Raw genomic sequence first — 25,128 nt, 5'->3', positions numbered from 1 at the left:
AAGGATCGACTGGAACTTGCAGTGGAGATGAGGGAAAGCTCAGGGAGCAATCACGAGGAACCAAGCAGGCTACCGCAGGCTCGGGCGCGGCCAGCGTGCTTGGCGTTGTAGAGCTGCTCATCTGCCAGCGCGAGGAGCACTGCTGGCTGAATGTTGGCGCGCCCGTCGTGTCCGGCGACTCCAAGGCTGATCGTTACGACGCTCGCCGCTTCGGAGTCGGCATGGGGAATGCCTTGTTGGTGTATCTTGCTTTCGAGTTCTTGCGCCATATTCATGGCATCGTCGAAAGCCGTTTCGGGCAAGATGCAGACGAATTCCTCGCCGCCGTAGCGGGCAACGAGGTCGGCCGGACGGTGCAATGCCCCTTTCAGGGTCTGGGCAACGGCGCGCAGGCAATCATCGCCAGCCTGGTGCCCGTAGCGGTCGTTGTAGCGCTTGAAAAAATCCACGTCGAGCAAGATGAGCGCCAAGGGAGTTTGTACCCGTGCAGATCGGGCCAACTCAATGCCTAGCTGCTGATCGAAGTACCGCCGATTGAATACTCCTGTCAGCCCATCCAGAAAGACGAGCCTGCGCATGAGGTCGGACTGGAATTTGAGTGTCAGTTGGGTCTTGACGCGGGCACGAATCACTGCGGGGTTCACGGGTTTGGAAATGAAATCGACTGCACCCACTTCCAAGCCACGGGTGACCTGCGCTGCTTCCGTGTGCGCGGTGACGAAGATGACTGGGATATTGCGGGTGGCAGGGTCGGCTTTCAACGCCGTACACACTTCATAACCGTCGAGATCGGGCATCACGACGTCGAGTAACACCAAATCCGGTGGAGTTCTGCGGCAGAAATTCAAGGCTTGTTGCCCGCTTGTCGCCATGAATACCTGGTACTGCCCAGCGAAGATCTGGTACATCACCTGAATATTGATCGGCTGATCATCCACTACCAGGAGCCGGGCCTTGGTTCCTGGAGTTTCCAGCAGTGTAGAGAGGGCAGCTTCGTCGTTCAGCATGAGATGGGAGGGGTCGGGCACCCAATGCACCAACCCCGGGTGGCGGGCCACTACCCTGGAGGCAGGAAAAATCCAACGGGCATTTTATGGGGTTCGGCTGCGTTGTCGCGGAACGGGCTGCGATGTCTTGTCCAAGCAGCCTGTGCTCATTGACGTCGTGAGGGTTCGCCCTACGTTCGAGGGGCGTACTGGGAACCGTGGGAAAATTCCCTACTTCCCTTAGCTACAACCTCCAAAAGGTTTTTTTGTATGACTCGTCGAGCGACCAAAATCGTTGCAACCCTGGGCCCGGCTTCGAGCGACCCTGCTTTGCTGGAACAGATGATCCGTGCCGGGGTCAACGTGGTTCGGTTGAACTTTAGCCATGGCAAGGCCCAAGATCACATCGAGCGGGCACGGCTGGTTCGCGAGGCGGCGCAGCGTGCCGGGCGCGAAGTGGGAATCATGGCCGATCTGCAAGGCCCCAAGATTCGGGTGGGCAAATTTGTGCAGGGCAAGGTGGACTTGCAACCGGGGCAGCGTTTTGTACTCGACGCCAGTCGCACGGAACCTGGAGATGCAGAGGCTGTGGGCCTCGACTACAAGGCACTGCCCAACGAAGTCAGAACCGGGGATGTGCTGCTCCTCAACGATGGATTGATCGTCCTGGAAGTGGTGGCAGTGCGTGGCAGCGCCATCCACACGACGGTCAAGGTAGGTGGCGAGCTATCCAACAACAAGGGGATCAACAAGCAGGGGGGCGGTCTCAGCGCGCCAGCATTGACGGCCAAGGACATGGAAGACATTCGCACTGCGATGAGTTTCCATGCCGATTACGTGGCGGTGAGCTTCCCTAAGGGGGCGACGGACATGGAAATGGCACGCCAGCTCTGCCACATGGCGGCGGAAGATGGGCATCGTCCCGGCCTCATCGCCAAAATCGAGCGTGCGGAGGCGGTGGGGCATCTGGAAGAAATTGTTCTGGCCAGCGATGGATTGATGGTCGCACGTGGCGACTTGGCTGTCGAGGTGGGCAATGCCCTGGTGCCTGCTTTGCAGAAACGCATGATCAAGCTGGCCCGCGAGCATGACCGTGTCGTGATCACAGCGACGCAAATGATGGAGTCGATGATCTCCAACCCCGTTCCCACGCGGGCGGAGGTGAGCGATGTGGCCAACGCTGTGCTGGATGGTACGGATGCGGTGATGCTTTCCGCCGAAACAGCGACTGGCAAATACCCGTTGGAGACGATCGTGGAAGTCGCCAAGATCTGTTTGGCCGTCGAGGGTGGCGCCACCTACCACTTGGAAGCCGATTTCACTGGCAAGACTTTCGATCAGATAGCCCGTGCGATTTCGATGGGGGGCCTGTTCACCGCACACCATCTCAATGCCAAAGCCATCGTAGCGTTGACTCGCACAGGGTCCACGGCTCTGTGGATGAGCCGCCACCTGATCCGTGTGCCAATCTATGCACTCACTTCCAGCCAGAATGCGCAGCGCAGGATGACGCTGTGCAGGAATGTTCACCCGATTTTGATTGACCAGGACATGGATCGGGACGCAGCGTTGGCGCGCGCCGAGTCAGATTTGAAGGAGCGCGGGATCGTGGAACCAGGCGATGTTTTTGCGTTCACCTACGGAGAATCCTTGGGCGGCAGGGGGGGTACCAACACGCTCAAGATCTGCGAGGTCGGATGCTAAAATTTTTCTGCATCAGGCCCCCCTGAATGGGGTGAAAAGGCTCGGCAATCCGAGCCTTTTTTGTGGATAGTCCGGTAATGCGGATTTTGATCACGGGTTCTGCTGTGTTGTCCCTATCCTCGTCTATTCTGGAGAATCAATGAACATGACCACGCAACAAGAAGCGAAATTGCAAGTTCCGTCTTTCGTCACGAACCCAAAGCTGATTTCCTGGGTGGCCGAGGTCGTGGCGTTGACGAAGCCCGATGCCGTGCATTGGTGTGATGGCTCCGAGCAGGAAAATGAGCAGATGTGCGACAGGCTCGTACAGGCGGGCACCTTCAAAAAGCTCAACCCTGCCAAGCGCGCAAACAGCTACCTGGCATGGAGCGACCCCGGCGACGTCGCTCGCGTCGAAGACCGTACCTTCATTTGCAGTGCCAAGAAGGAAGACGCCGGCCCCACCAACAACTGGATGGACCCCGCCGAGATGCGTGCTCTCTTGCAAACCGGACAGCCTGGCAAGCCTGCGCTGTTCGACGGCTGCATGAAGGGACGCACCATGTATGTCATCCCCTTCAGCATGGGGCCGCTGGGCAGTCCGATCGCCCACATCGGCGTTGAACTTACGGACAGCGCCTACGTTGTCGTGAACATGCGAATCATGACCCGCATGGGCAAGGCTGTCTACGGTGTGCTCGGGGCGACCGGCAACTTTGTCCCGTGTGTGCATACGGTCGGTGCGCCATTGGAACCCGGGCAAAAAGACGTTGCCTGGCCGTGCAACAAGACGAAGTACATCGTTCACTATCCCGAAACGCGCGAAATCTGGAGCTACGGTTCCGGTTATGGCGGTAATGCCTTGTTGGGCAAGAAGTGCTTTGCACTGCGTATCGCTTCCAACATGGGCCGCGACGAAGGCTGGCTGGCCGAGCACATGACGGTGTTGGGCGTCACCAGCCCGCAAGGCAAAAAGAGCTATGTCGCTGCGGCATTCCCCAGCGCTTGTGGCAAAACCAACTTCGCAATGCTCGTTCCGCCCGCTGGTTTCGATGGGTGGAAGGTCACGACGATCGGCGACGACATTGCCTGGATCAAGCCTGGCTCTGACGGCAAGCTCTACGCCATCAACCCTGAAGCAGGGTACTTTGGTGTGGCTCCTGGCACCAACATGCTCACCAACCCCAACTGCATGCGCAGTCTGGACAAGAACGTGATCTATACGAACGTGGCCTTGACCGACGACGGCGATGTGTGGTGGGAAGGGATGGAACAAGACGATCCCAATGGCGCCAAGCCTGCGCATCTGATCGACTGGCAGGGCAACGACTGGACTCCCGAGCTGGCCAAGGAAAAAGGCGTCAAGGCTGCTCATCCGAACTCCCGCTTCACTGTCTCCGCGACGAACAACCCCGTGTTGGACCCCGAGTGGGACAACCCTGATGGCGTGGCTGTCGATGCCTTTATCTTCGGGGGGCGGCGTTCGACGACTGTGCCGTTGGTCACCGAAGCCCGCAATTGGGTCGATGGGGTGTACATGGCTGCGACGATGGGATCGGAAACGACAGCGGCTGCTGTTGGGCAAGCGGGTGTCGTGCGTCGCGATCCCTTCGCCATGCTTCCCTTTGCCGGGTACAACATGAGCGACTACTTCCAGCATTGGCTCACGCTGGGGCAGAAGCTGGCAGACAAGGGCGCGAAGCTGCCGCGTATCTACACCGTCAATTGGTTCCGCAAGGACGCCAACGACAAGTTCGTCTGGCCCGGTTACGGCGACAACATGCGCGTGCTCAAGTGGATCCTTGATCGTGTCGAGGGGGTATCGATGCCCGTCGTCGAACATGCGTTCGGGATCAGCCCATCCTATGGGTCGATCAATTGGACGGGAATGCAGTTCACCGAAGAGCAATTCCAGACTGTAACGAGCATCGACAAAGCTGCCTGGGCGCAAGAAATGCCGCTGCATACCGAGCTGTTTGAGAAGCTGGCGTACCACATGCCTAAAGAGCTGCTCGATACCAAGGCACGCCTGGAGCAGCAATTGGCTGCCTAGGCACGGCACCGTTTTACACCTTTCTACACCTTTCTGCCCTTTGTTGGGTGTGCCGACTGGCATATCCAACAACGGCAGTAAAGGTTGTCATCAAGGTGTATGCAGCCGTAATGCAGCAATGCATTGCGGTATTGCCAGTACAGCCAAACCACCTTCGGGTGGTTTTTTTGTGTTGATAAGAACCTATTTCAGTAGGCAGGCGAGCCGAAGCAGTGTGCGTGGCGCCGGAGCGCAGGAACCGGAATGTACTTGCAGTACATGAGGATTTCGAGCACCGCCGCCGCGTGCAATGCGATGGCGCAGCCCCTACTGGAATAGGTTCTAAGCCGATTCCTTGGCGTAGATACTCGGCGTAGAATGTTTTTCAACGCGGCCCAACTCTTGTTGGGCCGATTCGTTTTGGGCCTGCACCACGTTGTGGGGGTGGATGCCTGGGTTTGCTGACGAATTTGCTAATGAATATACCGACGATGACTGCTGCCACCCATTCGCATGTCATGGATACCTACACCAGGCTGCCCATCGCGCTATCGCATGGGCAGGGGTGCAGGGTATGGGACACCACGGGAAAGTCGTACCTCGACGCAATCGGCGGCATCGCCGTCAACACCCTTGGGCATAACCATCCCGACTTTGTTGCTGCACTACGCGAGCAGTTGGGCCGTCTTGTGCATTGCTCCAATTACTACCAAGTCCCGTTGCAAGAAGAATTGGCGCAACGCTTGGCTACGTTGTCGGGCATGGAACAGGCATTTTTCTGTTCGACGGGGCTGGAAGCCAATGAAGCTGCGCTGAAACTGGCTCGCAAATATGGCCACGACCGGGGTATCGATCGCCCGGAAATCGTCGTGTATGAAAAGTCGTTCCACGGACGGTCGATTGCCACCCTGAGTGCGACGGGCAATCCCAAAATCCAGGCTGGGTTCGAGCCGCTGGTCGAAGGCTTCGTTCGCGTTCCTCCCGACGACATCGACGCGCTGCGTATTGCCACGGCGAAAAACCCCAACATCGTTGCCGTGCTGCTGGAGCCTATTCAGGGCGAAGGGGGCGTGCGTCCGATGGATGATGCGTATTTGCGTGCGGTGCGGGCGTTGTGCGACGACCAGGGCTGGCTGTGGATGGTCGATGAAATCCAGTGCGGGATGGGCAGAACCGGCAAGTGGTTTGCACACCAATGGGCTGGTGTGGTGCCGGATGTAATGACCCTCGCCAAAGGCCTGGGTTCCGGTGTCCCCGTCGGAGCGATGGTTGTAGGGAAGAAGGCTTGCGGCATCCTGCGTCCCGGCAACCATGGGACTACGTTTGGCGGGAACCCACTGGCCATGCGCGCCGGGGTGGAAACCCTACGCATCCTCGAACGCGATGGCTTGCTCGACAACGTTGCGCGGGTGGGCGACCATTTGCGGGGGGGGCTGACGGCGGCGCTGGCCGAAGAGCTGCACTCCGGGGCAGTGCGTGCGATTCGCGGACGTGGGCTGCTGCTCGGTATCGAGCTGGCGTATCCCTGCGGTGTGTTGTGGAAGCAGTGCGCGGAACAGGGCTTGCTGTTGAGCGTCACGGCAGAGACCGTGATCCGATTGGCTCCGCCGCTGGTGTTGACATGTGCCGAGGCCGATGAAATCGTACGCATCCTCGTTCCCCAGGTGCGGGATTTCTTGCGTGCATCCGCAACGAGCGCTGCAGCCTGAGCATTGCCATTCCTGTTTCTGCTCCTGTCCTTCTTTTGCCGTAACCAGCCCCTGGGGGCCGTACCAACATCTGGGTTCTGCCATGCAACACTATTTGCAGTTCAAGGATTTGTCGGCGGAGGAATACGCATACCTGTTCGAGCGCGCAGGCCTGATCAAGCGCAAGTTCAAAGCCTACGAGCGGCACCACACCTTGATCGACCGGACGTTGGCACTCATCTTCGAGAAGGCTTCGACGCGAACCCGGGTGAGCTTTGAGGCAGGGATGTACCAGCTTGGTGGCAGTGTGGTCCACCTTACCAATGCTGATAGTCAGCTTGGCCGTTCCGAGCCGATCGAAGACACGGCGCGCGTTATCAGCCGCATGGTCGATTTGGTCATGATTCGCACCTTCGAGCAAAGCAGGATCGAGCGCTTTGCGCAGCATTCCCGGGTGCCAGTGATCAATGGGTTAACCAACGAATACCACCCTTGCCAGATCTTGGCGGACATCTTCACCTACATCGAACACCGAGGGTCGATCCGTGGTAAGACCGTTGCCTGGATCGGGGACGGCAACAACATGGCGAATACGTGGTTACAGGCAGCGGAATTATTGGATTTCATCGTACATGTCAGTACCCCCGATGGCTACGATATCTGCGAGGACATGGCATGCAGCGCGGGCCGTAGCGGGCACTACAAGGCGTTCGCAGATCCCCGGGATGCGTGCCGGGGAGCGGATCTCGTCACGACCGATGTCTGGACGAGCATGGGTTACGAGGCCGAGAACGAGGCCCGCAGGCGGGCATTTGCATCTTGGTGTGTCGATGCAACATTGATGGCGCAGGCTAGCCCGGATGCGATCTTCATGCACTGTTTGCCCGCCCACCGTGGGGAAGAAGTGAGTGCGGAAGTCATCGACGGGCCGCAGAGCGTGGTCTGGGACGAGGCTGAAAACCGCCTGCATGTGCAAAAAGCGCTGCTGGAGTATTTGTTGCTGGGGCGGACGGTGTGATAGGGGCTACGCCATCGCATTGCACGCGGCGGCGGTGCTCGGAATCCTCATGTACTGTCAGTACATTCCGGTTCCTGCGCTCCGGCGCCACGCACACTGCTTCGGCTCGCCTGCCTACTGAAATAGGTTCTCAGTCCTGAGAGTGCTGGTGCAAATAGCAAAACGGATATTGCGGATATGGCTAAAGACGACGAAGACCAAAAACTGTGGCTGTTGGCGTTGCGGTTGGTATTGGGCGCGATTGTGATCATCGTGGTGATAGGAAGTCTTCTGTATATCCTGTCCCATTTCGACTTTTACGAGCCGCCTACTGCGCCCGGCGATTCCTGGGGCATCGCCAAGGATCCACCGATTCGCTGATTCCCCGGAGGGATCACCAAAGTCTTGCTGGAGATGGTTGCTGCCACTGGTATCCCGACATCCCGACTCGTTGCACTCGACGCACTGCGTGGGGCGGCGATGGTTTGGATGACTGCCTACCATTTGGCCTTCGATTTGCAGCAGTTTGGGCTGCTTCATCAAAATTTTTACCTGGATTCCGTGTGGACGGTGCAGCGTTCCTGCATCGTCGGCCTTTTTCTTTTTTGTGCGGGTTGGGGGCAAGCCATTGCCCATGCGCAGGGAGTAGGCTGGAACCGGTTTGGGCGGAGGTGGATGCAGATCGCAGGGTGTGCGGCGCTGGTCAGCGTGTCCTCGTGGTGGATGTTTCCGCACAGTTGGATCTATTTCGGCGTGCTCCATGGCATGGCAGTCATGCTTTTGTTGGTGCGGTGGAGCATCCCTTGGGGGTATCGCCTGTGGTGGTGCGGCGCAGCGGTCGTAGCCGTAGCGTGGGTGGCACCACAACTCCTCTCGGCATGGGCCAGCGATGCTGTGCGGGAATGGCTGCACAGCCCATTGGGGAACTGGCTAGGATGGATCACCCATAAGCCGATCACGGAAGACTACGTCCCGCTGTTTCCCTGGCTTGGGGTGATGTGGTGGGGAGCGGCCTTAGGTTCCTGGCTGGGCAGACGGCCTACGGTGTCTGCGCGCCTTGCCAGCGTGGTTCCCCAAGTGCCCGGGGTGCGGGGGCTGGCATTCCTGGGCAGATGGAGCTTGTCGTACTACATGCTCCACCAGCCCATCTTGCTAGGCTGTCTGTTCGTGTTACTCGATCTTGGCCTTGGCGCGCAATTCATCCTGGTATTTGGATAGCTTGCGCTGCATCAGACGCTGTACGACCTGGGGTTTGATGTCTTCGAGCTTGGGCAATTGGGCATCGCGCACGTCGTCCACGCGGATGATGTGGTAGCCAAATTGCGATTTGACGGGCGCATCGCTGGTCTTGCCCTTGCCGAGCTTGGTCATGGCTTGGGAGAACTCGGCGACATAGTTTCCAGCCGGTGACCAACCTAGGTCTCCGCCCCGCGCTGCCGATCCAGGATCCTTGCTAGACTTTTTGGCAAGCTCGTCGAATTTCGCTCCCTTCTTGAGCTGGGCCAAGATGGACTTGGCTTGTTCTTCAGTCTCGACGAGGATATGCCGGGCCTTGTATTCCTTGCCGGAGTTGGAGGCGACGAACTGGTCGTATTCCGCCTTGATTTCTTCTTCGGTCGCGGGGTGTGCTTTTTGGTAGCTTGCGAACAGTTCGCGGATCAAGATGTTTTGCTTGGCCAGCTCGATCTGTGTCTGAAAGTCTTCCGTGGCATCCAGGCCTTGGCGTTGCGCCTCCTGCATGAAGATTTCCCGGACGATCACTTCATCCTTGATTTGCTTTTCGATGTCAGGGGTAATCTCTCGCCCGGAGCGGGCAATCTGCTGGCTGAGTGCATCGACTTTCGCCTTGGGCACTGCCTTGCCGTTGACTACGGCGACATTTTGGGACCAGGCCACAGAATGCAGACTACCCAGTACAACTGCGGCTACGGCAGCCGCAACGAATTTCATCTTCATGCAAATCCCTTCAGAGGAGGAAGAAAAGAACGGAACAAGAATGGAACATATCCCAGCCGACTGCGTAAGAGAACAACACTCTGCGGCCCGGCACTTGGGTAATGCAGCCGATGATCATACACACCGGGCACCACGATACATTGCGTAGCCGCCCGCTAGAATGCTGCGTTTTGCGGTGGTTGTAGCTCAGTTGGTAGAGTCCAGGATTGTGATTCCTGTCGTCGTGGGTTCGAGTCCCATCAACCACCCCAAAAATATCTTTTTTTATCAAAGACTTTCATAGTGCTTTGGTAAAACTGGTCTGGCTAAAGGGTACGGGATACGGGGTACAGGGCACAACGTCTTGGAGACGCATCATTCTGCGTTGTTCTACGTGTTGTCCCATGTGTCGTCAGTCCATGGTTCCGGCATTGTTCCGGCATCCTTACGCAGATGCAGGCCATTCTCCAGGCAAGGCCCCAGCGATCGGCGCCAGCGCACAGCGCACATCGGCGCATTGCGCACGGTGCAGCAGGGCGTGATCCATGACCACCAGCGCCAGCATGGCCTCCAGAATGGGGGCGGCGCGCAAGCCCACGCAGGGGTCATGGCGGCCTTTGGTGACGACTTCCGTCGGGTGGCCATCCAGGTCGATAGACGGGCGGGGAATCAGAATCGAGCTTGTGGGTTTGAGCGCAACGCGCACTTCCAGGTTTTGTCCCGTGGTGATGCCCCCTAGCGTGCCCCCGGCGTTGTTGCTGCCAAACCCTGCGGGGTACATCGCATCCCCATGCTGGCTACCGTGCTGGGCGGCGCTGGCAAACCCGGCGCCTATTTCCACCCCTTTGACGGCGTTAATTCCCATCATGGCGTAGGCAATCTCGGCATCAAGCTTGTCGAAAAGCGGGGCGCCCAGCCCCACCGGGACTGCCGTGGCCCGCACCCGCAGGATGGCGCCGCAGGAATCGCCGCTTTTGCGCAGGGCTTCCAGGTAGCGTTCGATGTCCGCAGTGTCGGAAGTGGGTGCGAAATAGGGGTTGTGCCTGGCGTGTTCCCAGCCTTCGAAGAGGATGGGCAGCTCGCCGATCTGGGTCAGGCAGGCCTCGAACCCTATGCTGTGGCGTTCGCGCAGCCATTTTTTGGCGATGGCTCCGGCTGCAACCATCGGTGCAGTCAGTCTGGCGCTGGATCGGCCCCCGCCACGGGGGTCGCGCAGGCCATACTTTTGCAGGTAGACGTAATCGGCGTGACCGGGGCGGAAAGTGCGGGCCACGTTCGCATAGTCCTGGCTACGCTGATCCATGTTGCGCAGGAGCAGGCAGATTGGCGTTCCGGTGGTGTGTCCTTCGTAGACCCCGGACAGGATTTCCACGGTGTCGGGTTCCTGTCTTTGGGTGACGTAGCGGTGCGTTCCCGGGCGGCGGCGATCCAGTTCGGGCTGGATGTCTGACACATTCAGCGCCAACCCTGGCGGGCAGCCATCGACCACGCATCCAATGGCTGGCCCGTGGGATTCGCCGAAATTCGTCACGGCAAAGCAGGTTCCGAAAGTGTTTGCAGGCATGGTGGCAGGGAGTGCTCCGGCAAGGCGTCGGTCAGGATTGGGGAGGGGGGGCGGTAGAGGCGAGATGCAGCCCGATGAGCGTTTCTGCTTCGGCCAGCGAAGCAGGCAATTCGTCAACCAGCTCGTTGCAGCGGTCGCGATGCAATTCTTGGCTTGCAGCTTCGATGGCGGCGCAAAGCGTCCCCAAAGCCATCGCACCAACGCAGCGGGCCGCCGATTTGAGGGTGTGTGCCCGCACAGTCAAGTCACCCAAGTCACCTTGCGTGCTCATGATTGCATCGACTTGCTCGCGGGCATTGCGTAGAAAGCGGCGCAGCAGACGGTGGTGGGCAGCGACATCAGGCCCGACGATCTCGTATAGCGCAGAGGCGCTCCATGAAACCGGGCCATGCACGGGATGGTTGTCGGTAGGCTCCAAAACGGGTGCGGGCGACTGATGCTGCGGAAGCCACCGTGCGAGCACATCGCTGAGTTCCCGGATACGCAGGGGCTTGCACAGGTACCCATCCATCCCATGTTCCCGGCAGCGTTGCGCTTCCCCCGCGACGGCGTTCGCGGTGATGGCGATGATGGGCAAATGCACCCCCGGGGGTTCGTTGCGGCGAATTTCTGCAGTGAGTGCGAAACCATCCATCTCTGGCATGTGGTAGTCGGTAAGCAAGAGGCCAAAACGCCCTGTGCGCCAGAGTTGCAGTGCAGCCAAGCCATCGGTGGCAATTTCGCTGGCGTAGCCCAATAGGCGCAACTGCTCCTGGAGTACCTCGCCGTTCGTTTCGTTGTCTTCGGCGACGAGCACGAGGCGCTCCGACTGCATTACATCCGCTAGCGCAGGCGCATGGACTGGCAATGCCGTGGACGAACCGGGGCGGGGTTCCCGAATGCGGCGTGCCGCTACAGCAACGGCATGGAGCAAGTCGTGGTACAGCAGGGGTTGCGCGGGCACTTCGACGCTGTCTTGATGGTGGGGACGATGTCGTCCTCGGCGCACCAAGCGAACGGTGCGTGGCAGATCGTCCGCTTCCAGTTCGGGGGCAGGCCCGTCGTTGCCGTCATCGCGCAGATCAAGGAGCAGGACGGTACGGGATCGGTCTGCGCCACCAAGCTGTAGGCGCGCTCGGGCAGCCTCCCAGTCGGGAGCCATCGCCACCGTCGCGCCCACACTGCGCAGGTAGACCTCGAAGAGCGTCACATGTGCCCTGTTGCGGGTGACGGCTAGGACGTGTACGCCCTGCAAGTCGGGGCGCGTGGGCGATTGGCACCCTAAGGGAGGGTCGGAAGCCAGGCACGGTAGTTCCACCGTGAATTCGGAGCCAAACCCCACGCTGCTTTGCACTTTGATCTTTCCGTGGAGTAGTTCCACCAAGCGGTGGGTGATCGATAGCCCCAGCCCTGTTCCGCCAAAACGGCGCATCGTGCTGCTGTCGGCCTGGGTGAAAGGCTCGAAGAGCTTGTCCATCACTTCCTTGCTCATCCCGATGCCGTTGTCGCTGATCGACATTTGCAACGCGGAGGGGCCTTCCGTGCGCAAGACGGGCTGTACGTTGACGACCGCGTGGCCGGACTTGCCCGAGACGAATTTGAGCGCGTTGCTTAGCAGGTTGAGCAGGATCTGGCGCAGTCGCGTGGGATCCGAAAGAATCCATTCGGGCAGTGTGGGGTCGATGAAGAGCGAGATTTGCGCGTCCTTGCCGCTGGCGACGTTGAGCATGAGCTGGGCCGCATCCTCGACCACCTCGCGCAACGGTGTAGGCACTTGTTCGACATCAAGTTTGCCCGCCTCGATTTTGGAAAAGTCGAGGATGTCGTTGAGGATGTTCAACAGGGATTTGGAGGATTTCTCGATCGTCGCGAGCATTCTTTTTTGTTCGGAGGTCAGCTCAGTCTGATCAAGGATGTCGACCATGCCGATGATGCCGTTCATCGGGGTGCGGATCTCGTGGCTCATGTTGGCCAGGAATTCCGATTTGGAATGGTTTGCGGCGTCGGCTTGCAGCTTGGCCTGATGGAGCTCGGTCGTGCGGACTTCGACGAGGTGCTCGAGGTGGTTACGGTGCTGGGTCAGCTCGTCGGCGAGTTTTCTCTTTTCCGTGACGTCGTTTTCGAGCGCGACGTAGTGGGTGACGATCCCATCGTGGTTGCGCAGCGGAGTGATCGTCGCCCACTCGGTACAGAACATGCCATCCTTATGGCGGTTGACCAGTTCCCCACTCCATGTTTTGCCCTGCAGCAGTGTGTGCCACATCTCTTGGTACACCGCAGGGGAGGTTTTCCCGGATCGCAGGAGCCGAGGGTTTTTCCCGAGTACTTCTTCGCGGCAGTATCCGGTGGATTGGACGAAAGCTGTATTTACATATTCGATGTTGGCGGCCAAGTCGGTCACTACGACTTTTTCCAGGGTCTGTTGCGCAACCATCGACAGGATGCGAATCTGGTCTTCTGAACGCTTGCGTTCAGTAATGTCTTCGTAGATTCCCAGTACACCGAATATGTCTCCCGATTCATTGCGCAGGGGAACCTTGGAAGTACGCAGCCAGATCAGCCCGCCATCGGGCGTGGACTGCGGTTCTTCGTAAAACAGTCTGGGTACGCCGGACTGAATAATGTTTTGGTCGTCTTGGCGATACGCGCTGGCTTGTGCAGCCCACCCCAGTTGAAAGTCGTTTTTGCCAACGACGTCGTCCGAAGCGGTTTCCCCCGCGTCGCGGGCAAAAGCTGTGTTGCAGCCCAAGTAGACGAGATCCAGGTTTTTCCAGAAGACCCGCATCGGAATGGTGTCGAGCACCGTTGCAAGCAGGGAGCGGGCGTCGCAAAGGGCCAGTTCGGCGCGCTTGCGCTCAGTGATGTCCTGCACGGTGCCGATCGATCGGATCGCGTTGCCCACGGCGTCGTATTCTGTATTGCACCGCTCCTGCACCCATTTGACGCGCCCGTCTCGCATCAGTAGCCGGTGTTCGATCTGGTATGGGGATTGGGTTGCAAGACCCTCGGTGTAGGTGTGGGATACCCTTTCGCGATCATCGGGGTGGATGGCTTGCAAAAAAGCGTCGTAGGAGGGAACGAACCGTGCGGGGTCGAGTTCGAACAGGCGAAAGACTTCTGGGCTCCACTCCAATATGTCGGTGTGATGGTCGAGTACCCAACTTCCCAGTTGAGAAATACGTTGCGCCTCGTGCAGGCGCGTGGCCAGGGTCTGCGTTGCGGTTTCGCTGTGGTGCAAAGAGATTTCTTGCTGGTGCAGGGTATGCAACAGGCAGTTGAAGCTCTGGATGAGTTGGCCTACTTCGTCATCGCTGGTTTGCGGCAGGGAGCACAGTGGTCGACGGGATTGCGCTGCTTCCAACAGGGCACGGAAGGCGTTGTGTACCGGGCGGAGCTGACGATGTAGCAGGAGCCAGGTGATTGCGCTGGCGAATAGGGAAGCCAACAACGTGGCCAATGCAAGGTTCCGGGTCAGGTTGTTGGCGGGGGCGAAAGCGTCGGCGGTGGGGAGTGTGGCGACCAGTACCCAGTCTGCCGCAGGGATAGTGCGGGACGCTGCCAGGGCAGGCACGCCATGGAAATCTTCCATGATGACGGCGTCGTCGGAACCCTGCAAGAGCTGGTCGAGCTGGGGCTGTACACCAACAGGAGGAAGGGATTGGTACACCAAGGTTTTGTCCGTGGCGGTGACGATCAACCGCCAACGCTCGGCGATGAGGACATATCCCCCCGATGTACCGTAGTTGCTGGACATAACTTGGTCGAGGAAATTGGCCCGCGCCAAGTCGATCACCCCGACAAACGCGCCAATTACTGTGCCTTGGTCGTCCCAAATCGGTGCAGCCATCGGGACGATGGGCAGTCGTAGGGTCTTGCTGATCAAGGGGCGGCCGACGGTGGATTTGCCTTCGTGCAGCGCAGCCGTAATGTGTTCCCGATCGGCGTAGTTCAGCCCCACGCGCGCGGCATTCATGGGCACCGAAGCGATGGCTATGCCATGGGCATCCGTAACGAAATACCCCCCGTTGAACAAGAAGGGCAGGGCCGGCCGTTCTTCGAGCATGACTTGCAGCGTGGCAGGACGTCGTAGCAACGATGGGGAAATCAGCCGAGTGACGGATTCGAGCGTATGAATCCGCTCTGCAATCGTGCGGTTGATGGCCTCTGCGTGGAGTGTGATGTCGGCTTGCTGTTGTTGTCCGAGCAACTCGCGCAGGTCGTTGTGGAGGGCGCGGCCGGCGAAAAAGGACAGGAGCCAGATGCTCAGCAAAAAGACGGCCAGCGTCAGCAAAGTGAGCCGCGTCTGGAGCGAGCGCCAGGAGTAGGGGGGGATGGGCTGGACTTGTTCGTACATAGCGTACTCGAGCCCAGATTTAGCCTGACCCAAGCTGAAATCTAGCCGGGAGCGACAGCAAAGTGATGGGCAGAAATTCCAGGGGGACGAAGCAGAAACCGGGAGCGTGGTCGGAATCTGGCTGCATTGGCGTGGATAGTGCCTGTAGAGTGGCCAAAACGAGGCCGGAAAACAGACATGGAACCCCGCACCGATGCATCAGATTGGATACTTGATTATGGCAAGGCGGCAGGGGCAGCAGCGCAAAGCAGGGAATGCAGTGCAGTACCTTAGGCACTGTCGTCTGTGGGCAAACATTGCAGACGATGCGGTTTGCGCTATCGTGCTGGCAAAAAAAAAGCAGGTTCTTCGTCGAAGAACCTGCTTTAGTAGGCTGGAACATGGATCGCGGTGATTACCGCAACCCAGCCCACCCCGGCGCTACGAACGCGGTGCGAGGGCGCTTGGCGCACTCACTCCGCACACGGCGCCATGGCCGGTTATCACCAAATTAGTGAGTAGCTGCTTCGGAAGCCTTGGCAGCAGCCTTTTCCGCCTTCTTTGCAGCCTTCTTAGCGGGCTTGGCTGCTTTGTCTTCGGCTTTGGCTTCTGCCTTGGCGGCATCGGCAGCGGGGGCAGCAGCAGGAGCGGGGGCTTCGGTAGCGAAGGCACCAGCGGCGAAAAGACCGGCGGTCAAAGCGGCGAGCAGTTTGTTCATTGCGTTTCCTTTGTAAAAAGACGAGATTGAAGTGGAAAAACCTCCGTAAAGCCGGAAGGCCGGGCCATAACGTGCCGGTTCCTCCTTCGGTTGACAAGGCCATCGGGGGAACTATGGGTGTTTCCATGGGGTGGAGGCAAGGCAGCGGCGCAGCGGATGCACACCAACCCAAGCTAGCGGAACAGGTCGATGGAGGTCGATGGGTGGGCCAAAGCCGCAAACTAGAATGAAAAATTCCCCTGACTACTTCCACCTTTCGCCATGTACCAGCATATCCAGGTTCCCCCATCGGGCCAAAAAATCACCGTTCGCGACGATGGTTCGCTCCAGGTTCCCGACCAACCCGTCGTGCCATTCATCGAAGGAGATGGAACAGGTATAGATATCACCCCGGTGATGATTCGAGTCGTCGACGCAGCCGTAGCCAAGGCCTACGCCGGTGCTCGCAAAATTCATTGGATGGAGGTCTATGCCGGTGAAAAGTCCACCAAGGTCTATGGCCCGGACGTTTGGCTGCCCCAAGAAACGCTCCAAGCCCTGCGTGAGTACGTTGTCTCGATCAAAGGTCCGTTGACCACCCCCGTCGGTGGCGGGATTCGCTCTCTTAACGTCGCGCTGCGCCAAGAGCTTGACCTCTATGTATGCCTGCGCCCCATCCAGTACTTCGACGGGGTGCCCAGCCCGGTCAAGGCCCCGCAGAAGACCAATATGGTGATCTTCCGGGAGAACGCCGAAGACATTTATGCCGGGATTGAGTACGAAGCGGAAACCGAGCAGGCTCGGCGCGTCATCGACTTTTTGCGCAACGAGATGGGAACGACCAAGATTCGCTTCCCGCAGACGTCGGGGATCGGGATCAAGCCTGTCTCTCGCGAGGGTACCGAGCGCCTTGTCCGCAAGGCCATCGAATACGCCATTGCCAACGACAAGCCCAGCGTGACTTTTGTCCACAAGGGCAACATCATGAAGTTCACGGAAGGCGCTTTCCGAGACTGGGGGTATGCGTTGGCCCGCAAGGAGTTTGGTGCCCAATTGCTTGATGGCGGCCCGTGGTGCGCATTCCCCAACCCCCGTACAGGGCGGCAGATCGTCGTGAAGGATTGCATTGCCGATGCCTTCTTGCAGCAGATTCTGTTGCGCCCGGAAGAGTACAGCGTCATCGCCACGCTGAACCTCAATGGGGACTACATCTCGGACGCGCTGGCCGCGCAGGTCGGGGGCATCGGCATTGCGCCCGGGGCCAATCTGTCGGATACGGTGGCATGCTTCGAGGCCACGCACGGCACCGCGCCGAAGTATGCGGGCAAGGATTACGTCAATCCTGGCTCGGAAATCCTCTCTGCAGAGATGATGCTGCGCCACATGGGGTGGGTCGAGGCTGCGGACACGATCATCGCCGCGATGGGCCGTGCGATCCTGAGCAAGCAAGTCACCTACGACTTTGCCCGCCTGATGCCGGGGGCCACGCAAGTGAGCTGCTCGGGCTTCGGGCAGGTGCTGATCGACTGCATGTAAGGCGAACGGGGCGGGTCTGTACCGGGGGGCCGATAGAAAGTCGGCCCATTCACATCTGCCATCCACATCAGCCATTCACATCTGCAAATAAAGCGGGCCTTCGCCGCCTTCCGGGGTGACCCACTCGATGTTCTGGGTGGGGTCTTTGATGTCGCAGGTCTTGCAGTGCAGGCAGTTGATAGCGTTGATGACCAGCGTGGTCTGCCCGGATGCATCGGTGTGGAATTCGTAGACTTGCGCAGGGCAGTACCTGGCTTCCGGGCCTGCGTAGCGTTGCAGGTTGGTTGTGACCGGGGTGTCGGCGTTGCGCAGACGAAGGTGGCAGGGCTGATTTTCTTCGTGGTGCGTGCGGCTGAGAAAGACGCTGCTGGCGCGGTCGAAAGTGAGCTGTCCATCCGGCTTGGGGTATTGCGGTGGGGTGCATTCTTGGGCTGGGCGCAGGCGGGCGTGGTCCGGGGCTTTGCGGTGGATCGTCCACGGTATGGAGCCACGCAGCACCCGCTGTTCTAGCCCGTTCATCAAGGTTCCGAGCAACATCCCGCGCTGGAACCAAGTTTTGAAGTTGCGGGAACGTTCCAAATCCTGCCGTAGCGGGCTGCGCTCGATGGCTTCGGGATAGGCGCTGAGCAAGTTGCTGCTCCGCCCTTGTGCCACGGCGTCCACAGCGGCGTCAGCCGCCATCATGGCGGATTCCATCGCGGAATGGATGCCCTTGAGGCGGCTGGAATCCAGAAAGCCCGCATCGCATCCCACCAGCGCCCCGCCGGGGAATACGGTACGGGGCAGGGACATCCACCCGCCGGTAGTCATGCTGCGTGCGCCGTAAGAGAGCCTGCGTGCGCAGACTTTGCCAGTCTCGTCTGCGAAGTGCTGGCGGATCTGCGGGTGCGTTTTCCACCGCTGGAATTCTTCGAATGGATCGAGATGGGGGTTGCGATAGTCCAGCCCTAGGATCATCCCCGCAGCGATGCGACGGTCGGCGAGGTGATACAGGAAGCACCCCCCATAGGTGCTGTTGTCGAGCGGCCAACCGGTGGTATGTACGAGTAACCCTGGTTGATGGCGTTGTGGGGGGGCTTCCCATAGCTCTTTGATTCCCAGCGCGTAGCCTTGGGGGTCGCGTCCGGCGTCGAGTTGGTAGTGCGAGATCAGCGCCTTGCCCAAATGCCCACGTGATCCTTCGGCAAACAGGGTGTAGCGCCCCAGCAATGCCATGCCGCGCTGATAGTTGGGCTTGCGGGTGCCATCCTTGGCGATGCCCAGATCGCCAGTTGCCACGCCAATCACTGTATCGGACTGGTCATAGAGCACCTCGGATGCTGCATAGCCGGGGTAGATTTCGACCCCCAGCGCTTCCGCCTGCTTGGCCATCCACCGTACCAGCGCGCCAAGGCTGACCAAGTAATTGCCCGCGTTGTGGCTGCATTCGGGCAGCAGGAAGTCGGGAACGCGGCGTGCAGACTGGGCGCCGAGGAATAGCATGGATTCCTCGGTCACGGCCTGGTGCAAGGGGGCGCCGCAGTCTTTCCAATCTGGCAGCAGCGCCGTCAGGGCGCGGGGGTCAAGCACTGCGCCAGACAGTGTGTGTGCCCCCGGCTCGCACCCCTTTTCGAGCACGGCGACGGAGAGCTCGCACCCACGCTGCGCCGCAGCTTGTTTGGCGCGGATTGCCGCAGCCAGCCCCGCAGGCCCGGCACCGACGATGACGAGGTCGTATTCCATCGATTCGCGTTCAGGCAAGGGGGGTGGGGTAGAGGGCATGGCGGGTCTTCGTGGAGGTAATAACGGGGTAGATTGTCCAAGAGTACGTGATGAGCCGCCATGCAAGCGCCAGCAGCCTACAACTACACCCTATTTGGTAGAAGTTTGCAATGAGTCCACGTCCAGCCCAACAATGTCCGCCACTTGTTGGATAGGCATGCCGTGTTGTAACAATCGTTGTGCTACTTCCAGTTTGCCTTCCAATTTTCCCTCAGCTTTTCCTTCTGCTTTTCCTTCTGCTTTTCCTTCTAATTTTCCTTCTTGCATGCCATTGGCATAGGCCAAGGAAATCGAATCTTTTTGCAAGATAATAAAGTCTTTGCGCTTGCTTTGCATGGCTAGTTCTTCGGGGGATAAGCCAGCCTCGTTGGCGATGGAAAAGGCTTGGGAGAGTTCTGGCAAGCAGCCGAGGGTTTCCGGGATATAGGCCAGGCTGCCTGCATTTTGGATGAAGTAGATCCACTTGTCCACGACATCGGCCAGTTCGGACTCGGTTTTGTGGAATTTTGGCAGTTCGATGAAGACGAGTTCGATATCCCCGTTGTAGCGCATCAGCCGGTCTTTTTCGAGCAATTGGAAGGTACTCAGGTATTCGGCGGAGTCTGCGAACATCAAGAAGTCGGTGATGGTCAAAGCGACGACGGGGTTGAGGAGGTGGTAATGGTCTCCCTTGATCAACTGCGTAGAGTAGGCTTTTGCGGCGTTGTACAAAACGCGCTGCTCGAATCCTGGCACGTTCAGCACTTGCATTTCGATGATGACGGAGGTGCCGTTGGAGAGCGTGGCCCGTACATCGACGAAAGTGTCTTTCATTCCCTGGATGAGGGGGATTTGGTAGGGGTCGACGATGGTGAGGTCGTCGATGACACCTAGGCCGTGGAACAAGTCGAGGGAATTGAGGAAGCTCAACAAGATATTTTTGGAGTTGTCACTACCAAAAACCTTTTTGAAAGCGTAGTCTGTTTTGACGTCGAGGAATTTCATGGGTTGATCTAGTCAGAATGAAAATATTTGTGCGGGAGAGGATAGAGTGCTATCTTGTTCCCATCATCTTGCAATCGCGCCATTGCAGCAATCCCAATTTATTCGGAAAGAGAGCAAGGGATGCGTAGCCATGGTGTTTGCCATGTGCGGCGCTGTTGGATCGGGATGCGCCGGTACTGTGTTGCACATAAGGTAGACAGGGGCTAGTGGCCATGATTCCATCCCAGGGGCAGTCGCTACAATGCAGTGCTTTCGGTGTGTGGCGCAGCTTGGTAGCGCACTTGCATGGGGTGCAAGGGGTCGAAGGTTCGAATCCTTTCACACCGACCATTTTTTACGATGCGCCGCTCGGGCGCATTTTTTTTGGGCTTTTCGGGTATTTTGCGCGCTTTTCTGAATTTTGTAGCATAGGCCGCGCAGCCCGCAGTGCTGGTGCGATGCGTGCCATATCTCTCATCCATCCTCTACTTCGGATAGGCAATTTATGAGTCTGCGATGCGGCATCGTCGGGCTTCCCAATGTGGGAAAGTCCACTCTGTTCAATGCTTTGACCCAAGCAGGCATTGCTGCGGAAAACTACCCATTCTGCACGATCGAACCCAATGTCGGGGTCGTTGAAGTGCCGGACCCCCGGCTCGACGCACTTGCTGCGATCGTTCACCCGCAGCGCATTGTGCGGGCGGTCGTCGAGTTCGTTGACATTGCCGGCCTCGTCGCGGGGGCCAGCAATGGCGAGGGGCTGGGCAACAAGTTTCTGGCCCACATTCGCGAGACGGACGCGATCGTCCACGTGGTGCGGTGTTTCGAGGACGAGAACGTCGTACACGTGGCCGCGAAGGTGGATCCCGTCTCGGACGCCGAAGTCATCCAGACCGAGCTATGTCTGGCCGATCTTTCCACCGTCGAAAAGGGGCTGGCTCGCTTCCAAAAGTCTGCCAAGTGTGGGCATGACAAGGAAGCCGCGCTAGTGGTGCCTGTGTTGGAGCGCTGCCAGGTGGCGCTCGACGAAGGCAAGCCGGTACGTGCGATGGAGCTGAGCAAGGAGGAACTGGCCCTGTTGCGCCCTTTTTTCCTGCTGACGGCCAAGCCTGCGATGTACGTGGCCAACGTCGATGAGGACGGCTTTGCAGCCAACCCTTTGCTCGATCGGCTGCGCGAATATGCCGCACGGCATGGGGCGCCAGTTGTTCCGATCTGCGCCAAGATCGAAGCCGACATGGCGGAGATGAGCGTGGAAGACCGGCTGGTGTTTTTGGAAAGCATGGGCTTGCACGAACCTGGGCTGCATCGTCTGATCCGTGGTGCGTACCAGTTGCTGGGGTTGCAGACCTATTTCACTGCGGGGATCAAGGAAGTGCGTGCGTGGACGATCCACGTCGGTGACACCGCACCGCAAGCCGCCGGGGTGATCCACACCGACTTTGAAAAAGGCTTCATCCGTGCGCAGACGATTGCCTTTGAGGACTTCACCGCCAACCGGGGTGAAGTTGGAGCGAAGACTGCGGGCAAGATGCGCGCCGAAGGCAAGGAATACATCGTGCGTGATGGCGACGTGCTGAACTTTTTGTTCACGGGGTAAGTGTTGGTTTTGATGGAAAACTCACACCGGTTTACCTACCCTACGCTCCTGACTCCTGTCGTGCAGAGAGACGACCGCACCATGGGCGATACCCCAGACTTCGCAGCACGGATCGAGCGATTGCGTGCGGTGCTGCAAGACCATGCGCACCGGTATTACGTGTTGGACGACCCCATCGTCCCCGACGCTGAATACGACCGGCTCTACGCGGAATTGGCAGCGTTGGAAACAGCGCACCCCCAGTGGGTCAGCCCGGATTCCCCCACCCAGCGTATCGGTGGCAAGCCGCTGGAAGGCTTTGGGCAGGTGCGGCATCGCGTGCCCATGCGCAGCATCCGCACCGAAACCGACACCACCCCGATGGGTGCGGCGCAGTTCGATCTCCGTATTCGCAAGGAACTGGGCCTGAGCGATGCCGACCCGCCAGTGGTCTACATGGTCGAACCCAAATTCGATGGACTGGCCATCAACCTGCGGTACGAGCATGGAGTGCTCGTACAAGCCGCCACGCGCGGAGACGGGGAGATGGGGGAAGATGTCACGCACACCATTCGCACGATCCGGCAGATTCCCTTGCGGCTGGCCGTTGCCCCGCAGCCTATGGCGGAGGGGGCGGAAGTGCAAGAAGTGCCGGAAGTACTCGAAGTGCGTGGCGAGGTCTACCTGCGGCGCAGCGTATTCCGCGAACTCAATGCCCGCGCGCAGCAGGAATCCGCTGCGGGAACCCACGGCGCCAAGGTGTTCGTCAACCCCCGCAATGCCGCTGCCGGTGCCGTGCGCCAGCTCGACCCCGCGATCGCTGCATCGCGCCGATTGAGTTTTTTTGCCTATGGGGTAGGCGAGGTTTCCCCCGTTTTTTGGGCGGGATGTACCAGCCAGTGGGAACTGCTGCAAGTGCTGCGGGGCTGGGGGTTCCTGGTATCCACGTTGGTGCAGCGTGCCCATGGGCATGGCGAGCTGGCTGCGCGCTACCAAGAGTTGGGTGTGCTACGCGATGCGCTCGACTTCGACATCGACGGCGTGGTCTACAAGGTCGATGCGCTGGCGTTGCAAGAGCGGCTGGGGTACCTGACCCGCGAACCCCGTTGGGCCGTGGCGCACAAATTCCCTGCCCAGGAGCAGATCACGACAGTGCAGGCCATCGACGTACAGGTGGGGCGCACAGGCAAGCTCACCCCCGTTGCGCGTTTGGCGCCGGTGTTCGTCGGCGGTGCGACAGTCACCAATGCCAGCCTGCACAACGAAGACGAAGTACTGCGCAAGGATGTGCGGGTCGGCGATCGCGTCGTTGTGCGCAGGGCGGGGGACGTTATCCCCGAAGTGGCTTATGTCGTCCTTGATGACCCGGCAGAGGCATCATGCGAACGGGGTGCCAACCCGTTCCGCATGCCGGTGCTGTGCCCCGTGTGTGCCTCGCACGTGGTGCGCGAGGACGGGGAAGTCGATCACCGTTGTTCCGGCGGCCTGCATTGCAGCGCGCAGCGCAAGCAAGCGCTGGCGCATTGGGCGCAAAAGCGTGCGCTCGACATCGACGGGCTGGGCGACAAGCTCATCGACCAGCTCGTGGATCGGGACCTTGTGCGCACCTTGCCAGACGTGTACCGCCTCGATCTGGACACCCTGTGCGGACTCGAACGCATGGCGGAACTCTCGGCATCGAATTTGCGCACGGCCATCGAAGGGTCGAAGCGGACGACCTTGGCGCGGTTTTTGTACGGCCTGGGCATTCGCCATGTCGGCGAATCGACGGCCAAAGCCTTGGCTCGGCACTTCGGCGGGCTGGATGCGATATTGCGTGCCACCGTAGAGCAGTTGCAGGCTGTTGACGACGTGGGGCCTACCGTGGCCCGGAGCGTGCGAGCGTTTTTCGACGAACACCACAACCTGACCGTAGTGCAGGCGCTGCGGGCGTGTGGGCTGACGTGGGAAGAGGGCGCGCCGGTGCAAGCACAAGCCCTGCCTTTGCAGGGAAAGACAGTCGTAGTGACGGGAACGCTGCCTACCCTGAGCAGGGAAGACGCGCACGCCCGCATCGAAGCCGCAGGCGGCAAGGCATCAAGCTCGGTAAGCCAGCGCACGCACTTTGTGTTGGCTGGGGAGAACCCCGGTTCCAAGCTCGCCAAGGCGCATTCGCTGGGCGTCCGGGTGATCGACGAAGCCGAATTTTTGGCGATGCTGGGCATGGGTGCGGAGCAGGCCGACGAGTCGGGAACCTTGATGCAAAAGACGTTGGTGTAGACGCCGATTGGGGAAAATGCAAACAAGCCAATAGGCTCCCACAATGTGCAACAACACAGTGCTTGGGCAGTGGTTTGATCAGAAGAACAGTGCCTTGGCACCAGTGTGATCAGAACCGCAGTGCTGGGGCAGCAGTTGTTCCCTTTTTTCTCCATTTTTCACGGTGGCTTCCGCATTCCCACCTGCAATGGCCTGAAATCCGTCTAGAGCTTCTGTATTTGTTGCTTCACGATGGCTGCCCCATCCCCAACCGAGCAGGCCCCTGCAATCCAGCACTACGAGAACTTCCCCGTTGCGTCGTGGCTTTGCCCCCGTTCCCTGCGCCCAGCAATCCGGGCGATCTACCACTTTGCGCGCACTGCGGACGATCTGGCCGACGAGGGCGCGTGCGCATCCAGGGAACGCCTGGCCAATCTGGCCGCCTACCGTGCGGCCTTGGAAGTCACAGCAACCGGTTCCCCCCCCGGCGGGCGCTGGCAGCAGGTATGGGCGGCGCTTGCGCCGTTGTTGGGTAGCGGGGCCATCCCCGTAGCGCCCTTCCATGCCTTGCTAGATGCCTTCGAGCAAGACGTGGTCTACACCGCGACGGGGCGCAGGTATGCCGACGATGCGGAGTTGTTGCACTATTGCGCCCGGTCTGCGAACCCGATTGGCAGGCTGTTGTTGCACCTGTACCGGGTGGAGGAACTGGACGCATTGCAGCAAAGCGACCAGATTTGCACTGCGTTGCAATGCATCAATTTCTGGCAGGATTTGCGCGTCGACATCGCACGTGGGCGGTGGTACCCCACCGCTGCTGCGATGGATCGTTTTGGCGTGACCGACGCCGACTTGGCCCCCGACAGCGATAGCGTCGCCGCCGCATGCATGGTCGCAGCCTATGTGCAGGAGGCGCGCCACATGATGGATGCAGGCAGCCCGCTATGCCACAGGCTACCGGGGCGCATCGGCTGGGAATTGCGCTGCGTGGTGCAAGGGGGCCTGCGCATCCTAGACAAGATTGAGGCCATGGGATGCATGAGCTGGCGTATCCGCCCTGTGCTCACAGCGTGGGACGTGCCCGTCATACTGGGCAGGGCCTGGGGAATGAAAAAACCCCCGTTGGCCTAGGGGCCAGCGGGGGTTTAGAAGCACAA

17 protein-coding genes and 2 tRNA genes are annotated in these 25,128 nt (G+C 59.4%); 12 read left to right on the top strand and 7 right to left on the bottom strand.

Features of this window, described 5'->3' with window-relative positions:
• Positions 1 to 50 precede the first annotated feature (50 nt).
• Entirely contained in the window at positions 51 to 1,007 is a 957-nt protein-coding gene (locus CENROD_RS04575) for a diguanylate cyclase (RefSeq protein ID WP_022771940.1), read from the bottom strand.
• Between the two features lie 249 nt (positions 1,008 to 1,256).
• Between CENROD_RS04575 and pyk the strand changes: the two genes are divergently transcribed.
• From pyk to CENROD_RS04545, 6 genes are all read left to right on the top strand, one after another.
• On the top strand, positions 1,257 to 2,690 hold the full coding sequence (pyk, locus tag CENROD_RS04570) for a pyruvate kinase (protein ID WP_022771939.1): 1,434 nt from the start codon (positions 1,257 to 1,259) through the stop codon (positions 2,688 to 2,690).
• 139 nt (positions 2,691 to 2,829) lie between these two features.
• Positions 2,830 to 4,722 (top strand): phosphoenolpyruvate carboxykinase (GTP), encoded by a 1,893-nt coding sequence (locus tag CENROD_RS04565; RefSeq protein ID WP_041193278.1) that lies wholly within the window; start codon positions 2,830 to 2,832, stop codon positions 4,720 to 4,722.
• A 461-nt stretch (positions 4,723 to 5,183) separates the two neighbouring features.
• Positions 5,184 to 6,410 (top strand): aspartate aminotransferase family protein, encoded by a 1,227-nt coding sequence (locus CENROD_RS04560; protein ID WP_420795899.1) that lies wholly within the window; start codon positions 5,184 to 5,186, stop codon positions 6,408 to 6,410.
• A gap of 82 nt (positions 6,411 to 6,492) precedes the next feature.
• A complete protein-coding gene (argF, locus tag CENROD_RS04555) occupies positions 6,493 to 7,407 on the top strand; it encodes an ornithine carbamoyltransferase (RefSeq protein WP_022771936.1) in 915 nt (304 codons plus the stop codon).
• Positions 7,408 to 7,584: 177 nt separating this feature from the next.
• Positions 7,585 to 7,767: a hypothetical protein gene (locus tag CENROD_RS04550; RefSeq protein ID WP_022771935.1), complete on the top strand. Its 183-nt coding sequence runs from the start codon at positions 7,585 to 7,587 to the stop codon at positions 7,765 to 7,767.
• Positions 7,768 to 7,800: 33 nt separating this feature from the next.
• The gene (locus CENROD_RS04545; protein ID WP_022771934.1) at positions 7,801 to 8,604 is read left to right on the top strand and encodes an acetyltransferase domain-containing protein; all 804 of its coding nucleotides are present in this window, start codon (positions 7,801 to 7,803) and stop codon (positions 8,602 to 8,604) included.
• On the opposite strand, the gene CENROD_RS04540 is transcribed toward CENROD_RS04545, so the two are convergent.
• On the bottom strand, positions 8,557 to 9,342 hold the full coding sequence (locus CENROD_RS04540; protein WP_022771933.1) for a peptidylprolyl isomerase: 786 nt from the start codon (positions 9,340 to 9,342) through the stop codon (positions 8,557 to 8,559). The genes CENROD_RS04545 and CENROD_RS04540 overlap by 48 nt on opposite strands.
• Positions 9,343 to 9,517: 175 nt before the next feature.
• Between CENROD_RS04540 and CENROD_RS04535 the strand changes: the two genes are divergently transcribed.
• A tRNA-His gene (locus tag CENROD_RS04535) sits at positions 9,518 to 9,593 on the top strand.
• A 173-nt stretch (positions 9,594 to 9,766) separates the two neighbouring features.
• Here CENROD_RS04535 and aroC read toward each other — a convergent pair.
• From aroC to CENROD_RS04520, 3 genes are all read right to left on the bottom strand, one after another.
• The gene (gene aroC, locus CENROD_RS04530; RefSeq protein WP_022771931.1) at positions 9,767 to 10,885 is read right to left on the bottom strand and encodes a chorismate synthase; all 1,119 of its coding nucleotides are present in this window, start codon (positions 10,883 to 10,885) and stop codon (positions 9,767 to 9,769) included.
• Positions 10,886 to 10,916: 31 nt separating this feature from the next.
• Positions 10,917 to 15,218: a PAS domain S-box protein gene (locus CENROD_RS12405; protein ID WP_022771930.1), complete on the bottom strand. Its 4,302-nt coding sequence runs from the start codon at positions 15,216 to 15,218 to the stop codon at positions 10,917 to 10,919.
• 490 nt (positions 15,219 to 15,708) lie between these two features.
• Complete coding sequence (locus CENROD_RS04520; RefSeq protein WP_022771928.1) at positions 15,709 to 15,915, bottom strand: hypothetical protein; 207 nt, start codon at positions 15,913 to 15,915, stop codon at positions 15,709 to 15,711.
• Between the two features lie 261 nt (positions 15,916 to 16,176).
• On the opposite strand from CENROD_RS04520, the gene icd reads away from it, so the two are divergent.
• On the top strand, positions 16,177 to 17,430 hold the full coding sequence (gene icd / locus CENROD_RS04515; RefSeq protein ID WP_022771927.1) for an NADP-dependent isocitrate dehydrogenase: 1,254 nt from the start codon (positions 16,177 to 16,179) through the stop codon (positions 17,428 to 17,430).
• Between the two features lie 75 nt (positions 17,431 to 17,505).
• Here the strand turns inward: icd and CENROD_RS04510 are convergent, their stop codons facing one another.
• Together CENROD_RS04510 and CENROD_RS04505 are read right to left on the bottom strand one after the other, a co-directional pair.
• Positions 17,506 to 19,191 carry an electron transfer flavoprotein-ubiquinone oxidoreductase gene (locus CENROD_RS04510; protein ID WP_022771926.1) on the bottom strand — a complete coding sequence of 562 codons (1,686 nt, stop codon included), beginning with the start codon at positions 19,189 to 19,191 and terminating at the stop codon, positions 17,506 to 17,508.
• A gap of 90 nt (positions 19,192 to 19,281) precedes the next feature.
• Positions 19,282 to 20,175 (bottom strand): Rpn family recombination-promoting nuclease/putative transposase, encoded by an 894-nt coding sequence (locus CENROD_RS04505; protein ID WP_022771925.1) that lies wholly within the window; start codon positions 20,173 to 20,175, stop codon positions 19,282 to 19,284.
• Positions 20,176 to 20,428: 253 nt separating this feature from the next.
• On the opposite strand from CENROD_RS04505, the gene CENROD_RS04500 reads away from it, so the two are divergent.
• The 4 genes from CENROD_RS04500 (at position 20,429) to hpnC (ending at position 25,102) form a co-directional block, all read left to right on the top strand.
• Positions 20,429 to 20,505 (top strand) — tRNA-Pro (locus CENROD_RS04500).
• A gap of 154 nt (positions 20,506 to 20,659) precedes the next feature.
• Positions 20,660 to 21,754 carry a redox-regulated ATPase YchF gene (gene ychF, locus CENROD_RS04495; protein ID WP_022771924.1) on the top strand — a complete coding sequence of 365 codons (1,095 nt, stop codon included), beginning with the start codon at positions 20,660 to 20,662 and terminating at the stop codon, positions 21,752 to 21,754.
• A gap of 81 nt (positions 21,755 to 21,835) precedes the next feature.
• Entirely contained in the window at positions 21,836 to 23,992 is a 2,157-nt protein-coding gene (gene ligA / locus CENROD_RS04490) for an NAD-dependent DNA ligase LigA (protein ID WP_041194086.1), read from the top strand.
• Positions 23,993 to 24,223: 231 nt separating this feature from the next.
• On the top strand, positions 24,224 to 25,102 hold the full coding sequence (gene hpnC, locus CENROD_RS04485; protein ID WP_022771922.1) for a squalene synthase HpnC: 879 nt from the start codon (positions 24,224 to 24,226) through the stop codon (positions 25,100 to 25,102).
• Positions 25,103 to 25,128 lie beyond the last annotated feature (26 nt).

Origin of the sequence: Candidatus Symbiobacter mobilis CR (assembly GCF_000477435.1) — a bacterium.
Taxonomy (GTDB): Bacteria; Pseudomonadota; Gammaproteobacteria; order Burkholderiales; family Burkholderiaceae_C; genus Rhodoferax; species Rhodoferax mobilis.
The sequence above is the reverse complement of the archived record's forward strand: the minus strand, read 5'-3'. Positions and strand labels throughout refer to the sequence as shown.

Coding starts and splice junctions, on each gene's coding strand:
- aroC (WP_022771931.1), bottom strand. CDS start 10,885: ATGCCTGCAAACACTTTCGGAACCTGCTTTGCCGTGACGAATTTCGGC.
- CENROD_RS04510 (WP_022771926.1), bottom strand. CDS start 19,191: ATGCCCTCTACCCCACCCCCCTTGCCTGAACGCGAATCGATGGAATAC.
- hpnC (WP_022771922.1), top strand. CDS start 24,224: ATGGCTGCCCCATCCCCAACCGAGCAGGCCCCTGCAATCCAGCACTAC.
- CENROD_RS04565 (WP_041193278.1), top strand. CDS start 2,830: ATGAACATGACCACGCAACAAGAAGCGAAATTGCAAGTTCCGTCTTTC.
- CENROD_RS04550 (WP_022771935.1), top strand. CDS start 7,585: ATGGCTAAAGACGACGAAGACCAAAAACTGTGGCTGTTGGCGTTGCGG.
- CENROD_RS12405 (WP_022771930.1), bottom strand. CDS start 15,218: ATGTACGAACAAGTCCAGCCCATCCCCCCCTACTCCTGGCGCTCGCTC.
- CENROD_RS04540 (WP_022771933.1), bottom strand. CDS start 9,342: ATGAAGATGAAATTCGTTGCGGCTGCCGTAGCCGCAGTTGTACTGGGT.
- argF (WP_022771936.1), top strand. CDS start 6,493: ATGCAACACTATTTGCAGTTCAAGGATTTGTCGGCGGAGGAATACGCA.
- ligA (WP_041194086.1), top strand. CDS start 21,836: ATGGGCGATACCCCAGACTTCGCAGCACGGATCGAGCGATTGCGTGCG.
- pyk (WP_022771939.1), top strand. CDS start 1,257: ATGACTCGTCGAGCGACCAAAATCGTTGCAACCCTGGGCCCGGCTTCG.
- CENROD_RS04505 (WP_022771925.1), bottom strand. CDS start 20,175: ATGAAATTCCTCGACGTCAAAACAGACTACGCTTTCAAAAAGGTTTTT.
- CENROD_RS04545 (WP_022771934.1), top strand. CDS start 7,801: ATGGTTGCTGCCACTGGTATCCCGACATCCCGACTCGTTGCACTCGAC.
- CENROD_RS04520 (WP_022771928.1), bottom strand. CDS start 15,915: ATGAACAAACTGCTCGCCGCTTTGACCGCCGGTCTTTTCGCCGCTGGT.
- CENROD_RS04575 (WP_022771940.1), bottom strand. CDS start 1,007: ATGCTGAACGACGAAGCTGCCCTCTCTACACTGCTGGAAACTCCAGGA.
- icd (WP_022771927.1), top strand. CDS start 16,177: ATGTACCAGCATATCCAGGTTCCCCCATCGGGCCAAAAAATCACCGTT.
- ychF (WP_022771924.1), top strand. CDS start 20,660: ATGAGTCTGCGATGCGGCATCGTCGGGCTTCCCAATGTGGGAAAGTCC.